Annotated in this window: 21 protein-coding genes, 1 tRNA gene and 1 pseudogene; 11 read left to right on the forward strand and 12 right to left on the reverse strand. The window is 48.5% G+C overall.

Annotation, left to right across the window (positions count from 1 at the left end):
* The first annotated feature begins 3 nt into the window (after positions 1–3).
* The 5 genes and pseudogenes from DDZ15_RS14910 to DDZ15_RS17100 all read left to right on the forward strand — a co-directional run.
* The gene (locus DDZ15_RS14910; RefSeq protein WP_109647912.1) at positions 4–1,125 is read left to right on the forward strand and encodes a RuBisCO large subunit C-terminal-like domain-containing protein; all 1,122 of its coding nucleotides are present in this window, start codon (positions 4–6) and stop codon (positions 1,123–1,125) included.
* Entirely contained in the window at positions 1,122–1,574 is a 453-nt protein-coding gene (locus tag DDZ15_RS14915) for a cupin domain-containing protein (protein WP_109647913.1), read from the forward strand. Before DDZ15_RS14910 ends, DDZ15_RS14915 begins: the two co-directional genes overlap by 4 nt.
* Before the next feature lie 493 nt (positions 1,575–2,067).
* Positions 2,068–2,142 (forward strand) — tRNA-Gly (locus DDZ15_RS14920).
* 66 nt (positions 2,143–2,208) lie between these two features.
* Positions 2,209–2,475, forward strand: a complete 267-nt coding sequence (locus DDZ15_RS14925; protein WP_109647914.1) for a GIY-YIG nuclease family protein — start codon at positions 2,209–2,211, stop codon at positions 2,473–2,475.
* A 139-nt stretch (positions 2,476–2,614) separates the two neighbouring features.
* A pseudogene (locus DDZ15_RS17100) lies at positions 2,615–2,818 on the forward strand (GIY-YIG nuclease family protein); the annotation flags it as partial.
* 82 nt (positions 2,819–2,900) lie between these two features.
* On the opposite strand, the gene DDZ15_RS16980 reads toward DDZ15_RS17100, so the two are convergent.
* Positions 2,901–3,371 carry a MauE/DoxX family redox-associated membrane protein gene (locus DDZ15_RS16980; RefSeq protein ID WP_146198610.1) on the reverse strand — a complete coding sequence of 157 codons (471 nt, stop codon included), beginning with the start codon at positions 3,369–3,371 and terminating at the stop codon, positions 2,901–2,903.
* A gap of 179 nt (positions 3,372–3,550) precedes the next feature.
* Between DDZ15_RS16980 and purF the strand changes: the two genes are divergently transcribed.
* Both purF and yihA read left to right on the forward strand, forming a co-directional pair.
* Positions 3,551–5,053, forward strand: coding sequence for an amidophosphoribosyltransferase (gene purF, locus DDZ15_RS14940; RefSeq protein WP_109647917.1), 1,503 nt, complete (start codon positions 3,551–3,553; stop codon positions 5,051–5,053).
* Positions 5,053–5,655: a ribosome biogenesis GTP-binding protein YihA/YsxC gene (gene yihA, locus DDZ15_RS14945; protein WP_109647918.1), complete on the forward strand. Its 603-nt coding sequence runs from the start codon at positions 5,053–5,055 to the stop codon at positions 5,653–5,655. Before purF ends, yihA begins: the two co-directional genes overlap by 1 nt.
* Before the next feature lie 41 nt (positions 5,656–5,696).
* On the opposite strand, the gene DDZ15_RS14950 is transcribed toward yihA, so the two are convergent.
* The 4 genes from DDZ15_RS14950 to DDZ15_RS14965 all read right to left on the reverse strand — a co-directional run bounded on the left by DDZ15_RS14950 (position 5,697) and on the right by DDZ15_RS14965 (position 10,363).
* Positions 5,697–7,241 (reverse strand): sodium:solute symporter, encoded by a 1,545-nt coding sequence (locus DDZ15_RS14950; RefSeq protein WP_109647919.1) that lies wholly within the window; start codon positions 7,239–7,241, stop codon positions 5,697–5,699.
* A gap of 213 nt (positions 7,242–7,454) precedes the next feature.
* A complete protein-coding gene (rdgB, locus tag DDZ15_RS14955; RefSeq protein ID WP_109647920.1) occupies positions 7,455–8,060 on the reverse strand; it encodes an RdgB/HAM1 family non-canonical purine NTP pyrophosphatase in 606 nt (201 codons plus the stop codon).
* A 13-nt stretch (positions 8,061–8,073) separates the two neighbouring features.
* Positions 8,074–8,991: a PfkB family carbohydrate kinase gene (locus tag DDZ15_RS14960; protein ID WP_109647921.1), complete on the reverse strand. Its 918-nt coding sequence runs from the start codon at positions 8,989–8,991 to the stop codon at positions 8,074–8,076.
* A 148-nt stretch (positions 8,992–9,139) separates the two neighbouring features.
* Entirely contained in the window at positions 9,140–10,363 is a 1,224-nt protein-coding gene (locus DDZ15_RS14965) for a S8 family serine peptidase (protein WP_109647922.1), read from the reverse strand.
* 321 nt (positions 10,364–10,684) lie between these two features.
* Between DDZ15_RS14965 and DDZ15_RS14970 the strand changes: the two genes are divergently transcribed.
* Positions 10,685–11,338 (forward strand): NUDIX hydrolase, encoded by a 654-nt coding sequence (locus DDZ15_RS14970; RefSeq protein WP_109647923.1) that lies wholly within the window; start codon positions 10,685–10,687, stop codon positions 11,336–11,338.
* A gap of 10 nt (positions 11,339–11,348) precedes the next feature.
* On the opposite strand, the gene DDZ15_RS14975 is transcribed toward DDZ15_RS14970, so the two are convergent.
* The 5 genes from DDZ15_RS14975 to DDZ15_RS14995 all read right to left on the reverse strand — a co-directional run bounded on the left by DDZ15_RS14975 (position 11,349) and on the right by DDZ15_RS14995 (position 14,752).
* The gene (locus DDZ15_RS14975) at positions 11,349–12,449 is read right to left on the reverse strand and encodes an NAD(P)/FAD-dependent oxidoreductase (protein ID WP_158278731.1); all 1,101 of its coding nucleotides are present in this window, start codon (positions 12,447–12,449) and stop codon (positions 11,349–11,351) included.
* Positions 12,446–12,943, reverse strand: coding sequence for a WbuC family cupin fold metalloprotein (locus DDZ15_RS14980; protein WP_109647925.1), 498 nt, complete (start codon positions 12,941–12,943; stop codon positions 12,446–12,448). Before DDZ15_RS14980 ends, DDZ15_RS14975 begins: the two co-directional genes overlap by 4 nt.
* A gap of 12 nt (positions 12,944–12,955) precedes the next feature.
* A complete protein-coding gene (locus DDZ15_RS14985; RefSeq protein ID WP_109647926.1) occupies positions 12,956–13,234 on the reverse strand; it encodes a type II toxin-antitoxin system mRNA interferase toxin, RelE/StbE family in 279 nt (92 codons plus the stop codon).
* Positions 13,225–13,458, reverse strand: a complete 234-nt coding sequence (locus DDZ15_RS14990; protein WP_109647927.1) for a hypothetical protein — start codon at positions 13,456–13,458, stop codon at positions 13,225–13,227. The genes DDZ15_RS14985 and DDZ15_RS14990 overlap by 10 nt, the downstream gene beginning before the upstream one ends.
* A 106-nt stretch (positions 13,459–13,564) precedes the next feature.
* Positions 13,565–14,752, reverse strand: coding sequence for a M20 metallopeptidase family protein (locus tag DDZ15_RS14995; RefSeq protein ID WP_109647928.1), 1,188 nt, complete (start codon positions 14,750–14,752; stop codon positions 13,565–13,567).
* Positions 14,753–14,860: 108 nt separating this feature from the next.
* On the opposite strand from DDZ15_RS14995, the gene DDZ15_RS15000 reads away from it, so the two are divergent.
* From DDZ15_RS15000 to DDZ15_RS15010, 3 genes are read left to right on the forward strand one after another with little or no spacing between them, the layout of a single operon-like run.
* Positions 14,861–16,099: an iron-containing alcohol dehydrogenase gene (locus DDZ15_RS15000; RefSeq protein WP_109647929.1), complete on the forward strand. Its 1,239-nt coding sequence runs from the start codon at positions 14,861–14,863 to the stop codon at positions 16,097–16,099.
* A 21-nt stretch (positions 16,100–16,120) separates the two neighbouring features.
* A complete protein-coding gene (locus tag DDZ15_RS15005; protein ID WP_109647930.1) occupies positions 16,121–16,420 on the forward strand; it encodes a YciI-like protein in 300 nt (99 codons plus the stop codon).
* Between the two features lie 25 nt (positions 16,421–16,445).
* Complete coding sequence (locus DDZ15_RS15010) at positions 16,446–17,237, forward strand: outer membrane lipoprotein-sorting protein (protein WP_109647931.1); 792 nt, start codon at positions 16,446–16,448, stop codon at positions 17,235–17,237.
* 36 nt (positions 17,238–17,273) lie between these two features.
* Here DDZ15_RS15010 and DDZ15_RS15015 read toward each other — a convergent pair whose 3' ends face one another.
* Positions 17,274–20,369 (reverse strand): AsmA family protein, encoded by a 3,096-nt coding sequence (locus tag DDZ15_RS15015; protein WP_109647932.1) that lies wholly within the window; start codon positions 20,367–20,369, stop codon positions 17,274–17,276.
* 114 nt (positions 20,370–20,483) lie between these two features.
* Complete coding sequence (gltX, locus tag DDZ15_RS15020) at positions 20,484–21,974, reverse strand: glutamate--tRNA ligase (protein WP_109647933.1); 1,491 nt, start codon at positions 21,972–21,974, stop codon at positions 20,484–20,486.
* Positions 21,975–22,314 lie beyond the last annotated feature (340 nt).

The following is a 22,314-nucleotide window of genomic DNA, read 5'->3' on the forward strand; positions in this document are numbered from 1 at the left end:
GCCATGGCCACCGTTGAACCGGAGTCCAAGCTGTTTCACGCAACCTATCGCTTTACCGCAGATGACATCGGGGCGGCTGAACAGATTGCTGATTCCATCTGCCTGGAGCAGTCTGTGGAAATGCCGCGCGATGCCGTTCCCGATCATGTCTCATCATCCATTGCTCAGCTTCTGTCACTATTCCCTTCCAGTGATAACCTTTGGTCTGCAACCATCGGCTACCCCCTTCATCTTTTTGATGATGATCCAACCCAGTTTCTGAACGTGATTTTTGGGAACATCTCCCTTCAGCCCGGAATACAGCTAATCGATCTGGAAAAAGATAAGCTCCATGGGGTGCTCCCGGGCCCATCATTCGGCATCCAAGGCATCCGGGAGCTTTCCGGTGTTTCTGACAGGCCACTAAGCTGTACCGCACTCAAGCCCGTGGGATTATCACCCGATGAGCTTGCATTGCGCGCAGAACAGTTTGCAGCAGGCGGATTGGACATCATAAAAGATGATCATGGCCTTGCAGATCAACAGAGCGCCCCGTTCTCGGCGCGAGTAAAGGCTTGCGTATCGGCAATTGAAAAAGGAATGCAGAAAAGCGGCAAGAGAACACTCTATTTTCCAAACATTACAACCACCCCCAACCGGCTTATGGATCGGTATCGGGAAGCTGCTGATTGCGGTGCAGACGGTGTTCTGGTTTCTGCCCAGCTCTGCGGACCCGCCATTATGAAGGAACTTGCAACGATTGGTGAGCTGCCGGTAATAGCACATCCCTCATTTTCAGGATCCATGGTTGTAAGTCACTCTCAGGGGATCGTTGCCCCGCTCTACTTTGGAACCCTCTGGAGAGCGATGGGAGCTGATTTTATCATCTATCCAAACGCAATGGGCCGGTTTTCTTTCACTGTTGAACAGTGTATGGATATAAATGAACATTGCAGGCAGAATATTGAAGGCATAAAAAGTGCATTTCCGGTGCCCGGAGGCGGAATAAACAGAGACACTGTACCGGAGTGGATGAACAAATACGGCCGGGATACCGTTTTTCTGATAGGCGGGAGCTTGTATCAGCACCCAGAGGGCCTGCAGTTCGCTGCAGCTGAATTTCAACAAAGATTACGGAATACATGAAAAACAGATCCAGGATAATAAAAGCGGACGGTTTTACATGGAAAGGTGTGGAGCGGAAAGAGTACAAAACCGGTACCAGCAATTTCAAGGGGGTCCATCGCTATTCACTTTTGGGTGACGAAACAGAGGAACTGAATTTTCACAGCAGGTATTTTGAAATCCGGGACGGGGGTTATTCAAGCCTGGAGCAGCACCGGCATCCGCACAGTGTTGTGATTATCAGGGGCAGTGGTTCGCTGATCCTGGACAATGAAATTCATCATCTCGCACTTCATGACGTCATATTCATCTCTCCGGATACCATCCATCAGTTTCATGCCGACAAAGGTGAACCTCTCGGTTTTCTGTGCATGGTAGACCGATACCGTGATAAACCGGTTATACCTGATGATGATGCCATCCAAAACAGGATTACAGACAGGAAGGTATTACAGAAAATCAGAAAATAGTCTTGAAAAGGTCTCGAAAATGGCTGTATATTTACAGTCTTGATAAAAGCGGGAATAGCTCAGCCCTCCTGCGTCCGGAAATTCCCGGACTTCAAAGGGTAAATGGTAGAGCATCCCGACGTCTCGGGACCAAGGTCGGGGTCGCACCCAGCCGGACCGATTGACATACTGTTTTTTGTACCAACTTTAGCGGGAATAGCTCAGTGGTAGAGCATCCCGACGCCTCGGGACCAAGGTCGGGGTCGCACCCAGCCGGACCGATTGACATACTGTTTTTTGTACCAACTTTAGCGGGAATAGCTCATTGGTAGAGCATCCCGACGTCTCGGGACCAAGGCCGGGGTCGCACCCAGCCGGACCGATTGACATACTGTTTTTTGTACCAACTTTAGCGGGAATAGCTCAGTGGTAGAGCATCCCGAAGTCTCGGGACCAAGGTCGGGGTCGCACCCAGCCAAACCGAGTGACATACTGTTTTTTTGTACCAACTTTAGCGGGAATAGCTCAGTGGTAGAGCACGACCTTGCCAAGGTCGGGGTCGCGGGTTCAAATCCCGTTTCCCGCTCCATTTATTAAAAAGCTCAATTCGTGTACTCATGGATTGAGCTTTTTTTATTTTAAGTAATCAAGAGACATGTATTACGCATACATTATCTACAGCCCTTCCAGAGATACCTACTACAAAGGACACACCTCACTGACGCCGCAACAACGACTGGAGCGTCATAACGATCAATGGACTGTTTCAACCAGGTCCGGAATTCCATGGGACCTGACGTTTTACAAGTCATTCGAAACCAAAACCGAGGCCATTCGCTATGAACTATTCCTGAAGAAACAGAAGAACCGGGCCTTCATAGAATCCCTTATCTCGTCCAGGGAAAATGAATTTACTCAATAGCTCAGGGGCAGAGCATCCCGACGCCTCGGGACCAAGGTCGGGGTCGCGGGTTCAAATCCCGTTTCCCGCTCCATTTATTCAAAAGCTCAATTCGTGTACTCATGAATTGAGCTTTTTTTATTTTAAGTAATCAAGAGACATGTATTACGCTTACATTATGTACAGTCCTTCCAGAGATACCTACTACAAAGGACACACCTCACTGACGCCGCAACAACGACTGGAGCGTCATAACGATCGATGGACTGTTTCAACCAGGTCCGGAATTCCATGGGACCTGACGTTTTACAAGTCATTCGAAACCAAAACCGGTGCCATTCGCTATGAACTATTCCTCAAAAAACAGAAGAACCGGACCTTCATAGAATCCCTTATCTCGTCCGGGAAACGAATTTACTTGTTAGACCAGCAACATACAGAGTGCACTATTCTGGTGAGTCTGTACTGTTATTTCCCGTTTTCAGGAAGAGAAGCCCTGCCATGCCAACAAAAATGCCGTTCCGCATCACCATCTTCCAGCCGAATTCACTACCCAGAAGCATGGCCAGAATGGATCCGTTTTCAGGATCTCCGAAGCAGCCGCAGTCTCCCTCCATTCCGGATCCAAGACCGTAAATGGCAAAAATAAAGAATGCCAGATAAATGGCTGACACAGCAGGTTTTACAACCGAGCCAAACAGATTAAAAATCAGAAGGGAACCCATCACAATTTCAATCCAGGGAAGTGTATCAATGATCAGGGATTTTAAACCAAGCGGGATCCAGGTGATATATGCCACACTTTCGAACAGTGCGCTGTTGTCCTGAACTTTTAAAATACCCGCAACCAGAAGCAGTGCTCCGAGCAGAATCCGGAACGAAGTCTGGATGTATGGAAGAATCTGTTTTGCTTTCATGGCAATAATAATACGCAATACTTTCTAAAAAATGATACCGGAGCTTGTTAAAATTGGAGTTGCAGCGAAATAGCCGGAAACCTTTGCCACCCGGAACACAAGAATACCAGACTGCGATTTAAGCATCTTTTCCATATCTTTTGAACTCCTTGGAACCCTATTGATTCGCTTCTTCTGACATGATGGATAAACCTTATGACTACTGCGGTATTTTCGGTATTTATGACCACACCGATGCTGCACTTCTCACCTACTACGGACTTCACGCTCTCCAGCATCGCGGTCAGGAATCAGCGGGGATCGTAAGCACCTATTACGATGAAAAAAAAGGGCGTTATGTGATGCCCATGCACAAGGATTTCGGTTTGGTTTTATCGGTATTTGATGATGCAAAAATTTTCAAAAAGGAATTGAAGGGTCGCTCTGCTATCGGCCACAACCGGTATTCCACATCGGGTTCATCCCGCAATCCCGCCAATATTCAACCTTTTCGCGTACACTATAGAAACGGAAACCTGGCCATAGGACATAATGGAAATCTGTCGAATGCCAGAACTCTTCGCGAGCGATTTCGGCATGAGGGTGTTCTTTTTCAAAGTACCTCCGATACGGAGTTGATACTTCACCTGATCTCACACAGCCGCAAGGAAACACAGATGGAGCAGATCATGGACGCCCTTCAACAGATCGAAGGGGCGTACTGCCTTGTTATTCTGACTGACACAAAGCTTATTGCGGTCAGGGACCCAAATGGGTTCCGACCACTCGCACTGGGCATGATCGACGGCTCCTATACGGTTGCCAGCGAAACCTGTGCATTTGACATCATCGGTGCCGACTACATCCGTGATGTGGAGCCCGGCGAGGTGATTGTCATTGACCGGGAGGCGAATGCACGAAAGGAGCCCAAATCCTACTACCTTGAACCGCAAAAAGGAACCTCGAGCAGTCAGTGCATTTTTGAATATGTCTATTTTTCGCGCCCCGACAGCAAGATATTCGGTGAGATGGTGGATAAAATCCGCCGAAATCTTGGCAAACAACTGGCCAAGGAACACCCTATTGATAAGATTCTGAACCACCCCGATCCCGATAAAAAGCCAATTGTCATTTCGGTGCCTGATTCAAGCAATACTGCCGCCCTGGGATATGCCCATGAAAATCAGAAAGCCGGCAATGACTGTAAGTACGACATCGGGCTGATTCGAAATCACTATGTAGGCCGTACCTTCATCTCACCCGGGCAAAAATCAAGAGAGCAGAAAGTACGGACCAAGTTCAATACGGTGAAAGGTGTGATTGAAGGCCGCTCCGTTATTATCGTGGACGACTCGATCGTGCGCGGCACTACATCCCGCTATCTTGTGGATATGATACGGGAGGCCAATCCGCTTGAGATTCATTTCCTGGTGAGTTCACCGCCTATCACCCACCCCTGTTTTTACGGCATGGACTTTCCAAGCCCCGACGAGCTCATCGCAAACCGCTTCAATCGTGATGTGCACGCGATTGCAGAAGAGATCGGCGTAGACAGCCTGCGTTACCTTTCCGCTGAAGGACTGGTAACCGCCGTCAGGGAAGCCAACCCATCCAGGCACGGCTACTGTACAGCCTGCTTTACCGGTAACTACCCGGTGCCCGTCGATTTTGGCGTACAGAAAGAAGAAAATGAAATTGTTTGATGGCTTTTAATAAGGCGCGCTTCATTACAAGTGCCCCAAAATTATCCGACTGCCCGCCCGAATCGCTGCCCGAGATATGTTTTGCGGGACGATCGAATGTAGGCAAGTCATCAATCATCAATAAGATCACCAACCGAAAAAGGCTGGCCCGTACGAGCAATACTCCGGGTAAAACCCAACAGATGAACTACTACGAGATAGACGACTCGTTCTACCTTGTTGATCTTCCCGGATTCGGCTATGCAAAGGTTCCCAAAAAAGAACGTGATCGCTGGGGTCGGGATATTCAGAACTACCTGCTTAAACGAAACACGCTTCACCTCGTCCTGCATCTGGTAGATTCACGGCATCCTCCATCCAAGCTGGACGAAGAATTCTTTTACTGGCTTGGTTCGAACCAGAAACCATTTGCCATTCTTCTTACCAAAGCCGACAAGATCTCCAATAACAAGCTGAGAAGCTCACTTGCAGCAATCCGGAAAATTCTTGAAGAGATGAATATCGACGTACCTGTAATTCCCTGTTCCGCCCAATCCGGTAAAGGTATTGAAGAAATACGAAGCCTCATTCTGGAATTTACCGATCAGGAACACCTGCACTGAACAATTTATCGATTTCACCCGGAACCGGAGTGCATACACTGCTAGTTGCGAAATGCCTTTCTAAAGTAATATGACCCGTTTGCCACGGCAACTACGATCACAGCGCCTGCAAATGTATAGAGCGGCCACGCAACTGTAAGTCCTTCCCCGGGAATATACTGCTGAAGCGCACCTTCAACCATGAACAGCAGGGAAATCAGGCCGGAAAAAAATCCAACCATCGCATCGGTCTTATCAGGTTTTGCAAACAATCTGCCCAACACAAAAATACCCAGCAATCCGCCGTACGTATATGATGCAATTCCCAGGCCCAGCTCAACGACCGCCGGCTGGTCATCTCCGGAGAGCTGCAGCCAGGTAAAAAGGAATGCGGAACCGCTCAGCATCAAACCCCAAAAAATAGTGGTTAGCCTGGAAATCCAGAGCTCTTTTTCACCGTCCCAATCGGTGCCAAAAACCGGCTTGAGAAGATCATAGGTTGTGGATGACGCGAGCGCATTCAGTGATGAACTGAGGCTGCTCATGGCGGCGGCAAAAAGGGAAGCTATGATCAGCCCTGCGACACCCGGGGGCATCTGATCCACGATAAAACGGGCAAATATTTCATCGGTCGTTCGCAGGTTCAGCTCTTCGAGACCGGCTCCCTGATAAAACACGTAGAGCATCAGTCCGATAAAGAGGAAAAAAGCGAACTGTGCAGACGCCGCAAAGCCGCTCCAGATCAGGGCTTTCCGGCTTGATTTCACATCGCCTGTTGCCAGCAGCCTCTGGACAATAAGCTGATCGGTACCGTGCGATGCAATGGAAAATATCGCACCGCCAAATAGAGACACCCAAAACACATACGGATTCGCCAGTATTTCACGTATGCCAAGGTCTGTTCCCCAATTAAAGAGCCTCATCTTGTTCTCAGCTGACAGAAATGCCGTTATTTCGGATCCTGTCAAAGGAATTTTTCCGACCATCAGCAACAGTGCAAAAAGCGCTCCGCCCAGGTAAACCACCATCTGAACTACATCCATCCAGATTACTGCCCTGATGCCTCCGATAAATGTATAAACCAGCGTAACGGCAGCAATAACTGTGATCGCAAGCAGATAGAGTGATCCATCACCCCATGAATCGAACAGTCCTGCAAATCGGAAAATGATCGCCAGGGGAATAGCAGTGGCAAAAAGACGGACTCCATCCGCCAGCAACCGTGTGATTATGAATGTGGAACCAGCAGCTTTTCTCAATCCGGAACCAAATCGCTGCTCCAGAAACTGGTAGGCAGTGGTCATCTCCCCCTTCACGTAGGCCGGCAAAAACCAGACGGCAACAATGATACGTCCCAGGATATAACCAAACGTAAGCTGAAGAAACGTCAGGTCTCCGCCATACGCCACGGCAGGAATACTGATAAACGTGAGGGTACTGGTCTCTGTAGCTACTACCGAAAACAGAATGGCCCACCAGGGCATGTTGCGCCCACCGAGAAAATAATCCGTAGAGGTTTTCTGTTTACCCGCCGACCAGATGCCGAAAAAGGCAACGGCAATCAGGTACAGTACAATCACAATCCCGTCGAGAAGGGTAAATCCCATGGCAGTGGTTGGTTGTAGAATCCGTAAAAGAAAAGAATTTCAGACTTCGAATCAAAAGGAGGGTTCACCGAAAAGGCGCTAAGGCCGCGGAGTTTGATGAATCGCCACAGAAATCACGGAATTTATTTTATAAACCTGTTAATAAGTCTGGTTGGTACCATCATTTCTCTGTGCTTCCGTGGCTATACTTTTTCGCCCTTGCGCCTTTGCGCCTTAGCGCCTCTGCGGTGAACTCCTGCTAATGAATTCTATGAATTTTTGCAATGCGCGTCCCCTGTGGCTGATTTTGTTTTTTTCATCGCCGCTTAGTTCTGCGAACGTTTGGTCATATCCCTCCGGCACGAAAACGGGGTCGTAGCCAAATCCCTTTTCACCTCTTTTATCCCTGATTATTTCGCCTTCACAAACACCCTCAAAAAAGTAGTGATCATCATCCGTTACATATGCAATGACTGTTCTGAACCGGGCGCTGCGATCTGCCGCTTCTTTCAACTCACCGAGCAGTTTATTCACATTATCGTTGTAGGATGCATCTTCACCGGCATAGCGTGCCGAGTAAACACCCGGAGCCCCACCCAAGGCATCCACTTCCAGACCGGTATCATCGCTCAGCGCGGGCAAACCCGTTTTTTCATGCCAAAATCGTGCTTTCTTCAATGCATTTCCCCGAAGATCGGGACGGTCCTCCTCAACCTCTTCGGGGTTTTCGACATCCAGTGTGGACTTCAGGTCAAAACCGAGCGGATGAAGCAGCTGCCGTAGTTCCTCAATTTTATGCTTATTCGCTGATGCAAGAAAAATGGGTTTATAGCTTTTCATATCACTGATGAGCTTAGTCCACTTCCGGGATCTGGCTCAGCCTTCTGAATTCCCTGTAGCGATCATAAATCTGTTTCTCATTCAGGCTCCTGAGCCTTCCGGGCCCAAATTCCTCCACACAAAAACTGGCCATCACGGAACCGAATACGACAGCCTTTCGCATATTGTTCGGAGTTAGGTCGTTGGTATATGCCAGCCATCCCAGAAGTCCGCCCATAAACGTATCGCCCGCACCAGTGGGGTCAAATATATCTATAACCGGATAGGCCGGGGCCGAGAATATCTCATCTCCTGTAAAGAGCAGTGCGCCGTGTTCTCCCTTTTTGATGATAAGCGATTCCGGACCCATAGCGCGAACTTTGTCGGCCGCCTTAATCAGGTTCGGTTCCTCCGCCAATTCACGCGCCTCCGAGTCGTTGATTACAAGCAGATCAACGCGCTTCAGGGTTTGTTTAAGTGCATCGGGCGTACCCTCGATCCAAAAGTTCATCGTATCCATTACCACCAGACCGGGACTGGCAACCTGCTCAAGCACCTTTTCCTGCAGGCTGGGTTCAATATTCCCGAGGGCAACGTATCTGGAATCCCTGTACTTTTCCGGAATCACAGGATCGAAGCGTTCAAAAACATTGAGCTGGGTATCGAGGGTGTCCCGGTTATTCAAATCATAATGATATTTTCCTGACCAGAAAAATGTATCCCCGCTGTTGTCGACCTGCAGACCTTCCAGGTCGATGGCACGGCTTTTAAGCACGTCGATATCTTCATCCGCAAAATCGCGTCCTACAACTCCAACCAGATTAATGTTCTTTGCAAAATAGGAGGCGGCAAGGGAGAGGTAGGTGGCAGAACCACCCAGAATTTTTTCAGTTTTACCGAATGGGGTTTCGATACCGTCGTACGCAACGGATCCTACGACTAAGAGAGACATAAAAATGGTGCAGGTTTAGTTGATTTCAGATTTTTAAAGCAGCGTGAAGATATGGAAAAGTGTCATCGAATGTAGAATGCTATTGATTGCAGACATAAAAAAAGCGCCTTCTCTTACGAAAAGGCGCTTTCAATCCGTTCAGTTTCATTTACTGATGAGAAGCAATCGGATAGCTTACTCCGTTGGGAGCCGTTGAGGAGGTGCCGTTCGAATTCACGGTTCCGCCAGTTACTATCAGAATGCCTGCAACGTGAGGAGCCGCCATCGAGGTACCGCTGATGGTGCGATAGCTGCTTCCGGTCCATGTGCTTTCAACGTTTACTCCGGGTGCCGCAAAGCTTGTGGGCGGCCCATAGTTTGAAAATGACGCAAATGTATCATTTACATCTGTTGCTGCAATGGTCCATGTATTGGGGTGATCCACTCTTGCAGGAGAAGATCCGGAAGCCCATGTACCGCTGTTGCCTGCAGCGATTGAAAAGAGTACACCCGCATCAGCAGCTGCAATAACAGCATCATCGAGCGACTGCGACGTACCGCCTCCAAGACTCATATTGGCAACATCGCCTGGATTTGCATTAGCGGCTACATAATCCACACCGGCAATCACGCCTGATACCGACCCGCTTCCGCGCCGGTCGAGCACCTTAACAGGAACCTGAACCACGCCGGACGCTACTCCCAGAATGCTGTTTTGGGCACCTATGGTACCTGCAACGTGGGTGCCATGGCCATTGCGGTCGTCAGCACTCTTTGAGTCCGGTCCACTGTTAAATGCTGTGAAGCCTCTGCTTCCATCTACGTTCAGATCTGGATGATCGAGCTGGATGCCAGTATCTATAACCCAGGACACGGCTGATCCTGTGTAGGTTACAGAACCGCCCACGCGATCGATCCCCCAGGGAGTTATTACAGTTGATCCGCCTCCATCTCCGGAGTCGCCACCACCGTCGTCAGGTTCACATGGACCTCCGTTCGGCGTTCCACAGGGGGGAGCTAATGTCACTATTTTATCTTCTTCAATATAATCCACGCGGGGATCAAGTTTAAGACGGTTAAGCTGCGATTCATCCAGTTTGGCTGAAAAACCTACAAATACTGTCGAGTAGCTACTCATAATGAGATCGTCCGAAATTCCGGCCTCGTTCATCACTGCCAGACGAAAATTCTCGGCATAAGCTTTGCCCCTGGAATCGAGTTCCGCTTCGTCCGGATTCAGGACAACGATATACTGACCGTCGATTACTTCACCGGCAACAGGTTCCGTCTGAACCTGTTCTTCCATTGCGGGCTGTGTTACTGTGTCGCAGCTGATGCTGATCATCGCAATGATCAGGGCTGCAAATCCAAGCTTACATACAAGTTTATTCATATCAGTTGAGTTGGTATGTTTTGGTTAATGAAACCTGCTGCGAACTATATTTTCCCGATATACTTACTCTTGTCCGGCAGTCGGTTTCCTGTATAGACAAGAGTAAAAAAGTGGGACAACTGTTACAAATTGTTAAAAAGTAGTTTAAAGCAAAATAGACAAGATTTTTATATACTTATTTAAGAGCATGATATTAATAGATATATATTGATAATTGTTTTAGAGAAAAAATTCTGTAAATGAATGTGGATAGTATCTTTTTTTGTTATGATGGTTGTTCATTTACTGCATACTTTGCGCATGGCAACCTGAACAGGACAGATGCAAGACTTCGGATTTTACAGATATTTGTGTGAGCGTATGAAGGGCTCTTTTCCGGGCGAGTCCGCCCATGAAAAAATGCTTCCGGAACCGATCGACAGCTCATACAGTTATCCACGCAAGAGCAACGGGAGTGCCCATCCAAGCAGCGTGCTGATTCCTTTGTATCCGGATCATGAAGGTGATATGCATGTATTGCTAACCCTCCGAACGGGCCATATTCGCCATGCCGGTCAGATCAGTTTTCCGGGAGGCCGATCGGAAGTTAATGAAGAACTGATTGACACGGCCCTAAGGGAAACGCATGAGGAGATCGGTATCAATCCGCAATCTATTCGCGTTGCCTGCTCTATTACATCAATATATCTCTATCGCAGCAATAGCCAGATCACACCCTTTGTGGGTTTTTTACATCAGAAGCCCGATCTGACCATCAATCCCAATGAAGTGGAAGAGGCCTTCAGTGTGCCGCTTTCGCAGCTGCTCGACGACCGCAATCTCGTGCGTGAAGTCTGGGAATTGAACAAGCGAAAAGTGGATGTGCCATACTGGGATATTCACCCTACAACACCGTTATGGGGTGCCACTGCAATGATTATGAGTGAGCTGCTCGTTCTGTATCGTGAGTATCTGAACCAAATCTCACAATCCTGAAAGCCTGAATTCACCGTGAATTCCGGATCAGCTCAAAAAGCTCTTTTGCGACCTGCATTCCAATTGCAATACCCATTCCGCTGAGACCGGCCGCCGCGTACACTCCCGGTTTTATCTCATTGATATAAGGCTCCTTATCTGCGGTAATTCCCATAATACCGCTCCATTCCACATCGATCTCCCATTCGGGCGGTAATTTTATTACATCATTGGCAAAGCTCAGGAGGTACTCTTTAATAACGGGATTGATCCCAAAGCGATCGGTCGTTTCCTCCTCAACAGCCAGGTTACGAGCCCCTCCAAGAAGCAGACGGTTATCTACATTTCGAAAATAGACATACCCCCTGTCGTGGTTAAATGTGCCCTTCCACCCAAGATCTGCAATCGGTTTTGTGATGAAAACATATCCCCGCGCAGGCTTTACGGGTAAACCGACCAGCGATTCTGCAAAGCCATTTACTGCCACAGCGATTTGTTCGGCCTGAATGCCTGTATCGTTGTCAAGGTGTGCCACTCCTGAATCAATCGATTCTACACGTGTATTCCACCAAATTCGAACGCCCGCCTTCTGTATTTTTTGATGAAGGGTACGCATCATTTTGCCGCTGTTGATCGCGCCTTCCACGTGATTGTGTATTGCCGGATAGCCCATGTATTCCCTGCGGGAGTACACACTTTCTATTCCCAGCCGTTCATGCAAAAGCGTATTCATTTCATCCAGTCTGCCGGAGCACTCCGCAAGTAATTCATTATCGGTAAAGATTTCATAACCTCCAGAATGGATATACCCCATCTCCCCAGCTGCAAGTGTTGACCTGAGAAGGTTCAGGCCGTTCCACCTCCGTTCGATCCTCTTCAGCACGGTCTCTTCACCGGCTTTCTGCATGTCGGAAAGATGTTCTGACAGTGACCCTATACATGTAAAACCCGCATTCCGTGTGCTGGCACCCTCGGGTGCAACACCTTTTTCAACAATCAAGACATCGTGCCCGGGGAAAGCTTTTTTATAAAACAGGGCAAGTGATGCCCCCACAATTCCGGCTCCAACAATCAGCAGGTCGGGTTTTTTAAGCCACTCTTCACGTTCCCAGAAAGAAAATGTTCTGTTCATGGATACTTTCCTTTTTTTGATAGCCATTCAGCTGCCTCCAAACTGCCCTCGGCAGGTGCCCAACTCGCAAATACCTTATCGGTATCTGCATCATACGGACCCTTTTTGCACTCAAATAATACAGTATCCTTTTCAAGCACCAGAAAAGAGTGCCATATGCCCGGTTCTATATCAGTGATACCCGGAAACGGAGCGAAAGATATAATTCTGTCGGTCTGCGGACTTCCTGAATCATTAAACGTAAAAAAACGGATTTTGCCTCTCAGCACGACAATCGATTCGGTGGCATGCGGCATGGGATGCATATGAGGCCGGATGTACGTACCGGGCTGTAAAAAATTGATTAACCGCTGAACCTCTGCGTCCTGTTCTCTGTGAAGCGGCAGAATGATTCTCAGCCGATCGCTTCTACGCGATGCCTGCAGCCCCTCCTCCATCTGTTTCTCTTCCAGAAAAAAAACATCCCCTGAAGGGTTTTCAAACGCTTGCTTCATTTGCGATCATCTTTAATCATTCCAGGTTCCCGAGAGCCTGAGAATGATAATGGATTCATTTCTGACAGAATAGAAAAGTTTGTACTGTTTCTCGATAAGATGGTACCGCACATCCTTACGCTCCGTCTCCAGTCCGCAGTCAGGGAAGAGCCGTGTCTGAAAAAGTTTATCCTCAATGAGCTGATGTATCGTCCGGGAGTAATCCTTATCACCCGTTTTCTTATTCCAAAACCGGTACAGACGAATTCTGTCAGTTTGTGCAGATTGGGTCCACAATACATTCAGAGCCATTTCTTCACCTGTTTTTCGGCGTCTTCTTCCCGAATCAGCCTTCCTTCCACTACATCGTCTTCGGCCTGAACTATGGCGAGAAGTTCGGAGTGCTCCATCTCAACAGGCGATACCGGCTCTTCCTGCATATTTTCGATGTACGAAAATATCTTTCGTATTGCCTGTTCGTCCTCAATTTCCTGAATACGATGTATCAGACGATTTTTCAGGGTTTCTAAAGCCATAAATGATGATCTTTCCTTCGCTGCAAATGCGGTGTCTTGTTATGGTAAATACCCGGGGTTTCAAAACGAACCGTATGTTGAATATAACGTAAAAGGGTAAATGGTGCTATACGCCAAGGGCGATTCCGGCCATGAGCGACGACCCGGTTAAAAATGCATCCTCATCAATATTGTACCTCGGGTGGTGCCAACTCCATTTTGAATCTGCTTTTTTACTCCCGCTCCCAAGCATGAAAAAAGCTCCTGGGAACTGTTGCTGGTAGAAGGAGAAATCTTCGCCCGCCATCAGCGGTTTTTCCATCTCGATCACTGACTCCGTCCCCGCAATTTTTTGGGCCGTCTGAACCAGTTTTCGTGTGCATGCAGGGTCATTTACCACCGCAGGATATCCTTCATTAAAATTGAATGTAAACGTTATTCCGGATGATTCTGCAGCGCCTTTCAGTATTCGCTCCATTTGGTCGGAAATACGCATTGCCGTTTCCCTTGAAAACGTTCTCACTGTCCCGATCATCTCTGCTTTCCCGGGAATTACGTTGTATGTTGACCCTGCTCTCACTCTGCCTACGGTGACCACTGCCGGTTCTGCGGGATCAAGTGTACGGCTTACAATGGTTTGAAACTGTGTGATAATCTGCGCCATGATTACAACAGGGTCTACGGTTAAATGCGGAGAAGCGGCATGGCCGCCACGACCGGTGATCTCGATTTCAAATTCATCGGGGCGTGCCATAATAGGACCTTCCTTCAAGGCAACTTTCCCTGGACTGTAATCAGGGTTCATATGGAGCCCGTAGATCTCCTTTACACCCAGCTTCTGCAGGTAACCGGTTTCCGTCAGAAGTTTCCCGCCGCCGGGCAGGCTTTCTTCTCCCGGTTGAAATACCAATACAACGGTTCCCTCCAGCTCATCGCTCAGATCATTGATGATATTGGCAGCCCCAAGTAGGTTGGCGGTATGCGCATCATGTCCGCAGCAGTGCGCGGCTCCCGGCCGTTCCGAAAAGAACTCTTTTTTTGCCTCACCCTCCTCATCCATTGCCAAGGCATCAATATCGGCCCTCAGTGCAATTACCCTGTCGGAGGGTTTGCCTTCAATCACGGCAACACAGCCTGTTTCGAGTGGCCGTTCAGCCTCAAGGCCGATTTTTTTTAATTCATGAATGATATAATCGGTCGTATCATACTCCCTGAAGCTCACTTCCGGGTTTTTGTGCAGGTACCTTCGGGTCTGAACCATGTAGTCGAAATGATCTTCTGCTTTTTTCGCGATGATATTACGTAGGTCGGCCATAAATTGAGAACGGGATTGTTTTCAGTTATGTTGATTCATTCATGACGGTACAGAATCTGTGTGGTACCATATTTTGCTTAATACGAATCAGGAAAATAGCCTTTTTTTATGAATAGTTTCGATCTTCACATTCCGACACATATCTACTTCGGCAAGGAAAAGCGAGAGTCCTTTCTTGAGCATCTCGAAAAATTTGGCAAGCGTGTTCTGATCGTAACCGGGGGCGGAAGCGTAAAACGTCTTGGCTATTACGATGATTTGTCGCAACTGCTGAACAGCCGCGGATTTGTACTAACACATTTTGAAGGAATTGAACCCAATCCGCACTCCAGAACCATTAACCGTGCAGCTGAACTTGGAAGCCGCAAGGAGGTCGATTTTGTCCTCGCATTCGGAGGCGGCTCAGTGATGGATGCGTCCAAAGCCATCGCAGGCCTCATTCATGATGAAGAAACTGATATCTGGCCTTTTGTGTTGGGCGAACCCCGTTACAAAACCATGAAGGGCGCGTTACCTGTTGCCACTATTCCAACCACTGCTGCTACAGCTTCAGAAGTTACCGCCCATGCTGTAATTTCCAACCCGGACGTAAAGGGCAAGGCACCCGTCAGTTATCCTTTTATGAAACCGTCGGCCTCATGGCTTAATCCGGAATTTCACACGTCCCTCCCGCTTCACACCACACGCGACGGGGCATCCGATATTATCAGTCATGTGATAGAAAACTATCTATTGGGAGGCAACGACTCACCCCTGGCCGACCGCTACAGTGAAGCGGTGATGGAAACAGTTCTAACAACATTGCCCATGATTGAGAAGAATCCTGAAGATGAAGCCCTGCGCGGCCGGCTGTTATGGGCCTCCACTATGGCGCTTAACGGTATGCAGGTTGCAGGACGAAAGCCTGCACCTTTTACCCTGCATAACCTGGAGCATTCACTGAGCGGGTACCGCCCTGAACTTGCGCATGGCCGCGGACTGGCAACGCTTTATCCGGCTTATCTCCGCTGGTTGTTGGAAAATGACAGAGTAAAAGACCGGATCGCACTGATGGGCAGACGGCTTTTTAATATTGAATCCACAGATGACTATGAAGCATCCATGGGTGCAATAACTGCATTTGAGAACTGGTTGCGCATCAACGGGCTGTTTCAATCGCTGTCGGATGTTGGCATACCCGCCGATGCTTTTGAAGAGATTGCCAACTACGCAATCACAACCTATGGCGGAGGAAGAGAGCTCTCAGCGGCAGGACCGCTGAATAAAGGCCAGATTATAGAAATTTTTCAAAAAACAGAATTGCAGGGTAAAGAGGCACAAACAGACGCTTCATTACCTCAAATCTGAATAAACTTCAAAGGTACTGATATGCACTATCTACTGATTTACGACCTTGCGGACGATTACCTGGAACGCAGGCAGCAGTTCAGAAAGGAACATCTCGAGCTGGCCTGGATCGCCAGTGACGAGGGGTACCTTATCGCAGGCGGGGCTTTACAGGATCCGGCCGATCGTGCCATTTTGCTTTTTGATTCCGATTCTCCATCGGTAGCAAGAGAGTTCGCCGAAAAAGATCCATATGTTCAGCACGGACTTGTAAAAAGCTGGACTGTACGGCCGTGGATTACAGTAGCTGGTGAATTGGCAGCTACCCCGGTAAAACCCTGACCCCAGGCAAATAAGAATACCAATCATGACAAAACGCAGCCTTTTATTCGCTTTTATCTCTGCATTGATCCTTTTTCCCACCGGTCTCCCGATGACTGCATCAGCCCAGGACCGGATAACCGATGAAGATCAGGCCCGTTCCATTTTTGAAGAAGTGGATGACAGAAGAAACTCCGTTCAATCAGAAACAGCCGTTATGGAGATGGTAATTACCGACGACCGTGGTCGTACACGAAGCCGATCCATGCAGTCGTGGAGCCAAACCGGTGAGGATATAAACAAGAGTCTGATTATTTTTACCGCACCCGGCAATGTCCGGGGAACAGGGTTTTTATCAGTCACCGAAAATAGCAACACCACGCAGCGTCTCTATCTGCCAACCGTAGGGAGAATTCAGGTGATTGGATCAGGGGAGCGAGGAGACCGGTTTATGGGAAGTGATTTCACCTATGAAGATCTTGGAGATCAGGATCCCGACAGTTATGAATTTGAGTGGCTTGAGGAGTACCCGGAGTACTACAAAATACGGGCGAACAAGCCCGAATCGGACCAGTATGCACATATAGAGTTTGACATTGAGAAAGAGACTTATGCCGTGCGGACCATCCACTATTACAATTCAGAAGGTGAACAGATTAAAAGACTGGAAGCAGAGCGATTTGAACAGCTGACAGACAGACTTCGAAGCCCTTCAAAAATGACCATGTATGATCTCCGTGAAGACCGCAATACAGTGATTACATGGTCTGAACGGGAAATTAACACGGACATTGAAGAGTGGCGGTTTACGGAGCGGGGCTTGCGCCGGGGAATCTGAAATACTCCGCTCAGCTGGTTCATTTATCGATTCTGTTCAAGATCCGTTACGGTTAAAGAGCCGTTTGAGCACGTCTTCAGCTCCTTCTCGCGCCCGCTCCCTTATCACTTCTTCTATAACGCGTGTATCAGGCCTCACCACCGGGCTGCCAGTCGTGCCGGTTATCCGGATCGGTATTCCCATGGCTCCGTTTTCCTGCTGCAGTGCATCGGCAGCCGGAGTTGAAATTACGGATGCGATAGTGCCTTTGAAGCTTGCCGGCAACAGCAGTGTAGCCACATAATCGATTCGGTTTGTCATCAAATGCTGTGTACCGTTCATTTCAACACCGATACTGTCGCTGGTAAGCGATAGATTGCTTAGCGTAAGCACTGTATCGCTGATGGCGAAATCTGCTTCCCACTGATCCAGGTTAGCCCGCTCAAGCCGGGGGGCCCGTAAAAATTCAGCGATCTTAACCTGGATGGGGTGCCCTTCCAGGCTGGAACGTGTCATCCCGAATGAGCCATCCGCCTCAGCCGTGGTTATGTCGGGACTCAATTCTTCATCTAGTTCAGCGTAGTAGTCCACACTGACATTCAGCGCGCCACTTACATGATTATGCAGATTGCGATCCTTACCAAGGAACCCTGTATCTCTGAAAAAATCCTCAGCCCGCAGGGTATCCAGACTGCCTTCAAAACGAACATTCGTACGCAGCGGATCGGGTACCTGCCAGTTCATGGATCCATTGGCCGTTCCTCCAAAAAGCCTGGCATTGGCTTCTTCCAAAAGAATTTGCCGGGGGTTCATGGATCCAGATCCTGAGATATCCGTTATGCGGAGCCCAAAAATGGTCAATGAATCTATTTCTGCATCCACGGTTGCCAGCATATCTGGAATCTCAACCGGTATCGGACCTTCCGACTCCTCTTCCCAATCGATCATCTCGTCCATGTTAAGGTGTTCACTTCTGTAAGATCCCGATATTTGCGGCATCGACTCTTCCGATTCGTTCGATTCCTCAAGGAAACCGAGGTAGCGATTCAGGGTTCCCTGGAGTGAAATGTCGGTTGATCCATAGTTCATCCCGAGGCTGTCGAGTGACATGCTGGCCGGCCGGATGGTCAGAAGGCCATTTAAATCTGTAACCGGAAGCCCAAGCGAATCTCCATATGCGTTAACTTCATTTGCAGCCAGTGACCCATTGAGCGAAATTTGTTTGGGGTCCCCGACCGGCCCACTCACATTCATACGCATCGTTGCACTGCCTGTTATTTCCTGAATCCACGGCTCAAGTGAATAGTACGTCGTTATATCCGCAAAAACCGCATCCCCGTCGAACATCAGATCGATGGAGGGACGTTCACTCAGGTAATCGTCAACCGATCCGCTTACCGTCAAAGAGTTATCCCCCGCTTCAAAGTCCGCACGGTTGATGGTAAGTGATGTACCGGATGCTTCAGCCAGGAATGATATCTGTTCAATCGGTTTAGCGATCGAATAGTGTGAGATAAAACCGTTTTTCAGCTCTGCCCTTCCATCCCGAACCAGGGATTCGATATTTTCGGGATCCGGCCTTCCCTGAAGCGATACGTTCACACTTAAATCACCCCGCATTGAAAGTGTGTCTTCGTGTAAGGGATAGAATTCCTTTACCGATGCCAGATCCATGTTCAGGTTCGCTGCAATGTCCACCAGCCTGCTTTCTTCATCCAGCGGACGAACAACGCTGCCCGAGAGGCTTAAGCTGCCGGAGGATGTACGAAAGCCGGATTCACGAATAAGCAATCTGTCATTCCGGGCATCAATCCGGGCGTTGATCTCCTCAATAGGCTGCGGCACATCTGCGTATTTCAGTCGCCCGTTTTCAAGCAGTATTACTCCTGAAAATGATGCTTCTTCAGGTACGTCAAGCCGTCCGTTTGCAGTTGCGTCAGCTTGTAGAACCCCTGCCAGATCTTCCAGGCCAAAGTCGGATATCGGATAAAAATTACCAATAGTTGACAGATCAACATCTCCGTTAACTGTGAGGTCGAAAACAGCATCATCCTCCATCGGACGTTCAAGTGTGCCGGACAGATATACCGTGTTGCCGGCTGCCGTAGCCCTGAATTCACGTATTGTGGCGAGCTCGTTATTAATTTCCAGGTTCAGGATTATATCGCGAATGGCTTCCGAGAGATCCGGATTTTTAAGATATCCGTCATTTACCTCTACAATCAGATTAAATGCGGGAAGCACATCTCCCCCGATGGGTCCCGTTACTGAACCTTCCATCGTAAGAGAGCCTCTTGATTCAAGCCCTTCAATTGTCTCTTCGAACTGTGGAGGTGCAAGTCGGAGCAGCTCTTCAAAACTGTCGGAACTGGATGAAAATTCGAGATCTGCGGTCGGAAAATCCGAACTCCATGATGTTACGGAACCAGCCAGGTTTAGGGCCAGTCCACGGATGCTGAGTGTTGCTTCTGTGAGAGTAAGAATCTCATTCTGAAGATCTATCGTTGACGTTTGATCAAGGCTCAGGGACAGGTTCTCTACATAATTTACTCCTTCCACGGTGGCACTGAGCTCTCCCAAACGAGCGGATATACTTGATTCGATAAGATCGGCGAATCGCAGGGAGATATCAGCATCGAGATCATCCAGCTTGAAAAGTGATTCATTTGTAGCATCGGCATAGAGCAGGGATCCTTCTGAAACAGAGAACCTTGGAATGGAGATATCGAAGCCGCTTCCGGTTTCTTCCTGCACTTCCGAGTCACTCTCAAGCAAGAAGTCAATATTTGTAGTGGAATCGGGGCGTATCTGATAATTGATGACCGGCCGTTTCAGGTCGAGTCTTGAAACAGACAGTTCATTCCTGAGTAGTGGAAAAAGTTCGACGGAGACAAGGATTTGATCAGCGGAAAAGATGGAATCCCCCATTTGATCCGGTATCTGAACATGTTGCGCTTCCACGCCAAACCTGGGAAACGTTCTGAAAAATGTAAGTGAGAGTTTGTCTACCTGAATATCTGCGCCGGTTGCTTCACGAATATCCGGAAGAACCATATCGCTCAATCTGTCGTCGGTGAAATAGATATTTAACCCGACTAATATGACTATTAACAGCCCTACGACGACTGCAGCTATCTTAAAAAACGTCTTCATGTTTCTCCTGATTCAGATAATGATATCTACAAGTATAACGCAAATCCGGCTGTCACCGATCAGGGCTCATTTCCCTGTCGGTTTTAGCTCAGGCCTTGTAAATTATTAATTTAATTAGGAAAGCCGCTCCAGTGCGGTGTCAATCCTGCGAATCACCACATCCTTGCCAATCAGCTCCATGGATTGAAACAGATCGGGTCCAAATCCCTGTCCCGTCACAGCAATTCTCAAGGGCATCATCAGCTTGCCAAAACCCACATCATTGGCCTCAATTACCTCTTCAAGGGTCTTTTTAAGCGTTCCGGCGGCGAAGTCGGATTCAGGCAATTTCTCAATCTTGCCGCGATACTGTTTTACAAGATCACTGCTGCCGTCTTTCCATTTATTGAGTGCCTTGGGGTCGTACTCCTCCGGATCCCTGAAGAAAAAGAGTCCCATTTCAATCAGTTCGTCCAGTCTGGATACTCTCTCCTTAAGCAAACCTACAGCCTGTTCCAGATAATCGTGATCGGTTAATTCCACCCCATGTGCTTCGGCCAGCGGCTTGAGCCGGTTGGCCAACATCTTGTCGGACTGGCTTCGCAGATAGTGTTCATTATACCACAAGAGCTTTTTGTGATTGAATACCGCCCCACCCTTGCTCACACGATCGAGAGAGAACAAACGGCAGAGTTCTTCCAGTGAATGAATTTCGCTGTCATCACCGGGGCTCCATCCCAGGTAGGCCAGAAAATTTACAAGAGCTTCCGGTTCGTAATGAAGGTCAATATAATCACGCGTATTTACCGGAATTCCCTCCTCTTCAGCTTTTCGCTTGGAGAGTTTCCCTCCGCTGGGCGACATGATAAGCGGCAGGTGAGCCATTTTGGGCGGCTCCCAACCAAACGCCTTATACAGCAGCATATGTTTTGGCGTACTGCTGAGCCACTCCTCGCCACGTATAACATGAGTGATTTTCATCAGGTGGTCGTCAACCACATTGGCCAGATGATATGTGGGCATTCCGTCCGACTTCAGCAGAACCTGGTCATCCAGGCCTTTCGATTCGAAGGATACATGTCCGCGAATCATATCCTCAAAGCGGATGCTCTCACGACGTGGAACCTTCAGCCTTACCACATACTCTTCGCCGGCACTGAGTCTCTTCTGAACCTCATCCTGCGGCAAGGTAAGGCTGTTTTTCATGGACTGGCGGGTAATATAATCGTATTTGGGCGATGGATTGCCCGATTTCTGCAGACGCTCGCGCATCTGTTCAATTTCGTCCGTGGTGTCGAATGCATAGTACGCTTCATCCTGCTCAATCAGTTTTTCCGCATACGCATTGTAGATCGATTTTCGCTCACTTTGACGGTAAGGTCCTGAATCCCCCCCAACCGCCGGTCCTTCATCCACACTCATTCCGCACCACTCCAGCGACCGTATGATGTCTTGTTCCGCCCCCTCTACATATCGGCTTTGATCGGTATCTTCAATACGGAGGATAAATTTCCCGCCTTCATGCGAGCGGGCAAACAGATAGTTGTAAAGTGCAGTGCGAAGCCCTCCAATATGCAGAAAACCGGTGGGTGAGGGTGCAAAACGTACGCGAACAGAACCTTCCATAGATTGCTTTAGATTTAGAATTCATTACGATTCTAAAATACAGGGAAATTGAAAGGAAGGCTAATGAAATTAGATCGGCAACGCACAGCGGTTATGATTCTTACATAACTTGCAGAACCCGTCTATTGCCCGATTTCTGCTTTTTGATTTGGTCACGTCCTGATTTTGATTGAATTACTTTTCCGTTTGGTTCTTCATTAAATCTCTCCGGGTTTCCGGGATCTGCTGGTCACCGGATAATCTGCAGGCGGAGGGGGTGGATATGCGAGGTACGATCGGTAGTGAGCGATCTATGAAGTATTATCAATCCACTAACAAAGAGTGTCGCCTTTTGTCAAAT

It is taken from the genome of Rhodohalobacter mucosus (genome assembly GCF_003150675.1).
Taxonomy (GTDB): Bacteria; Bacteroidota; Rhodothermia; order Balneolales; family Balneolaceae; genus Rhodohalobacter; species Rhodohalobacter mucosus.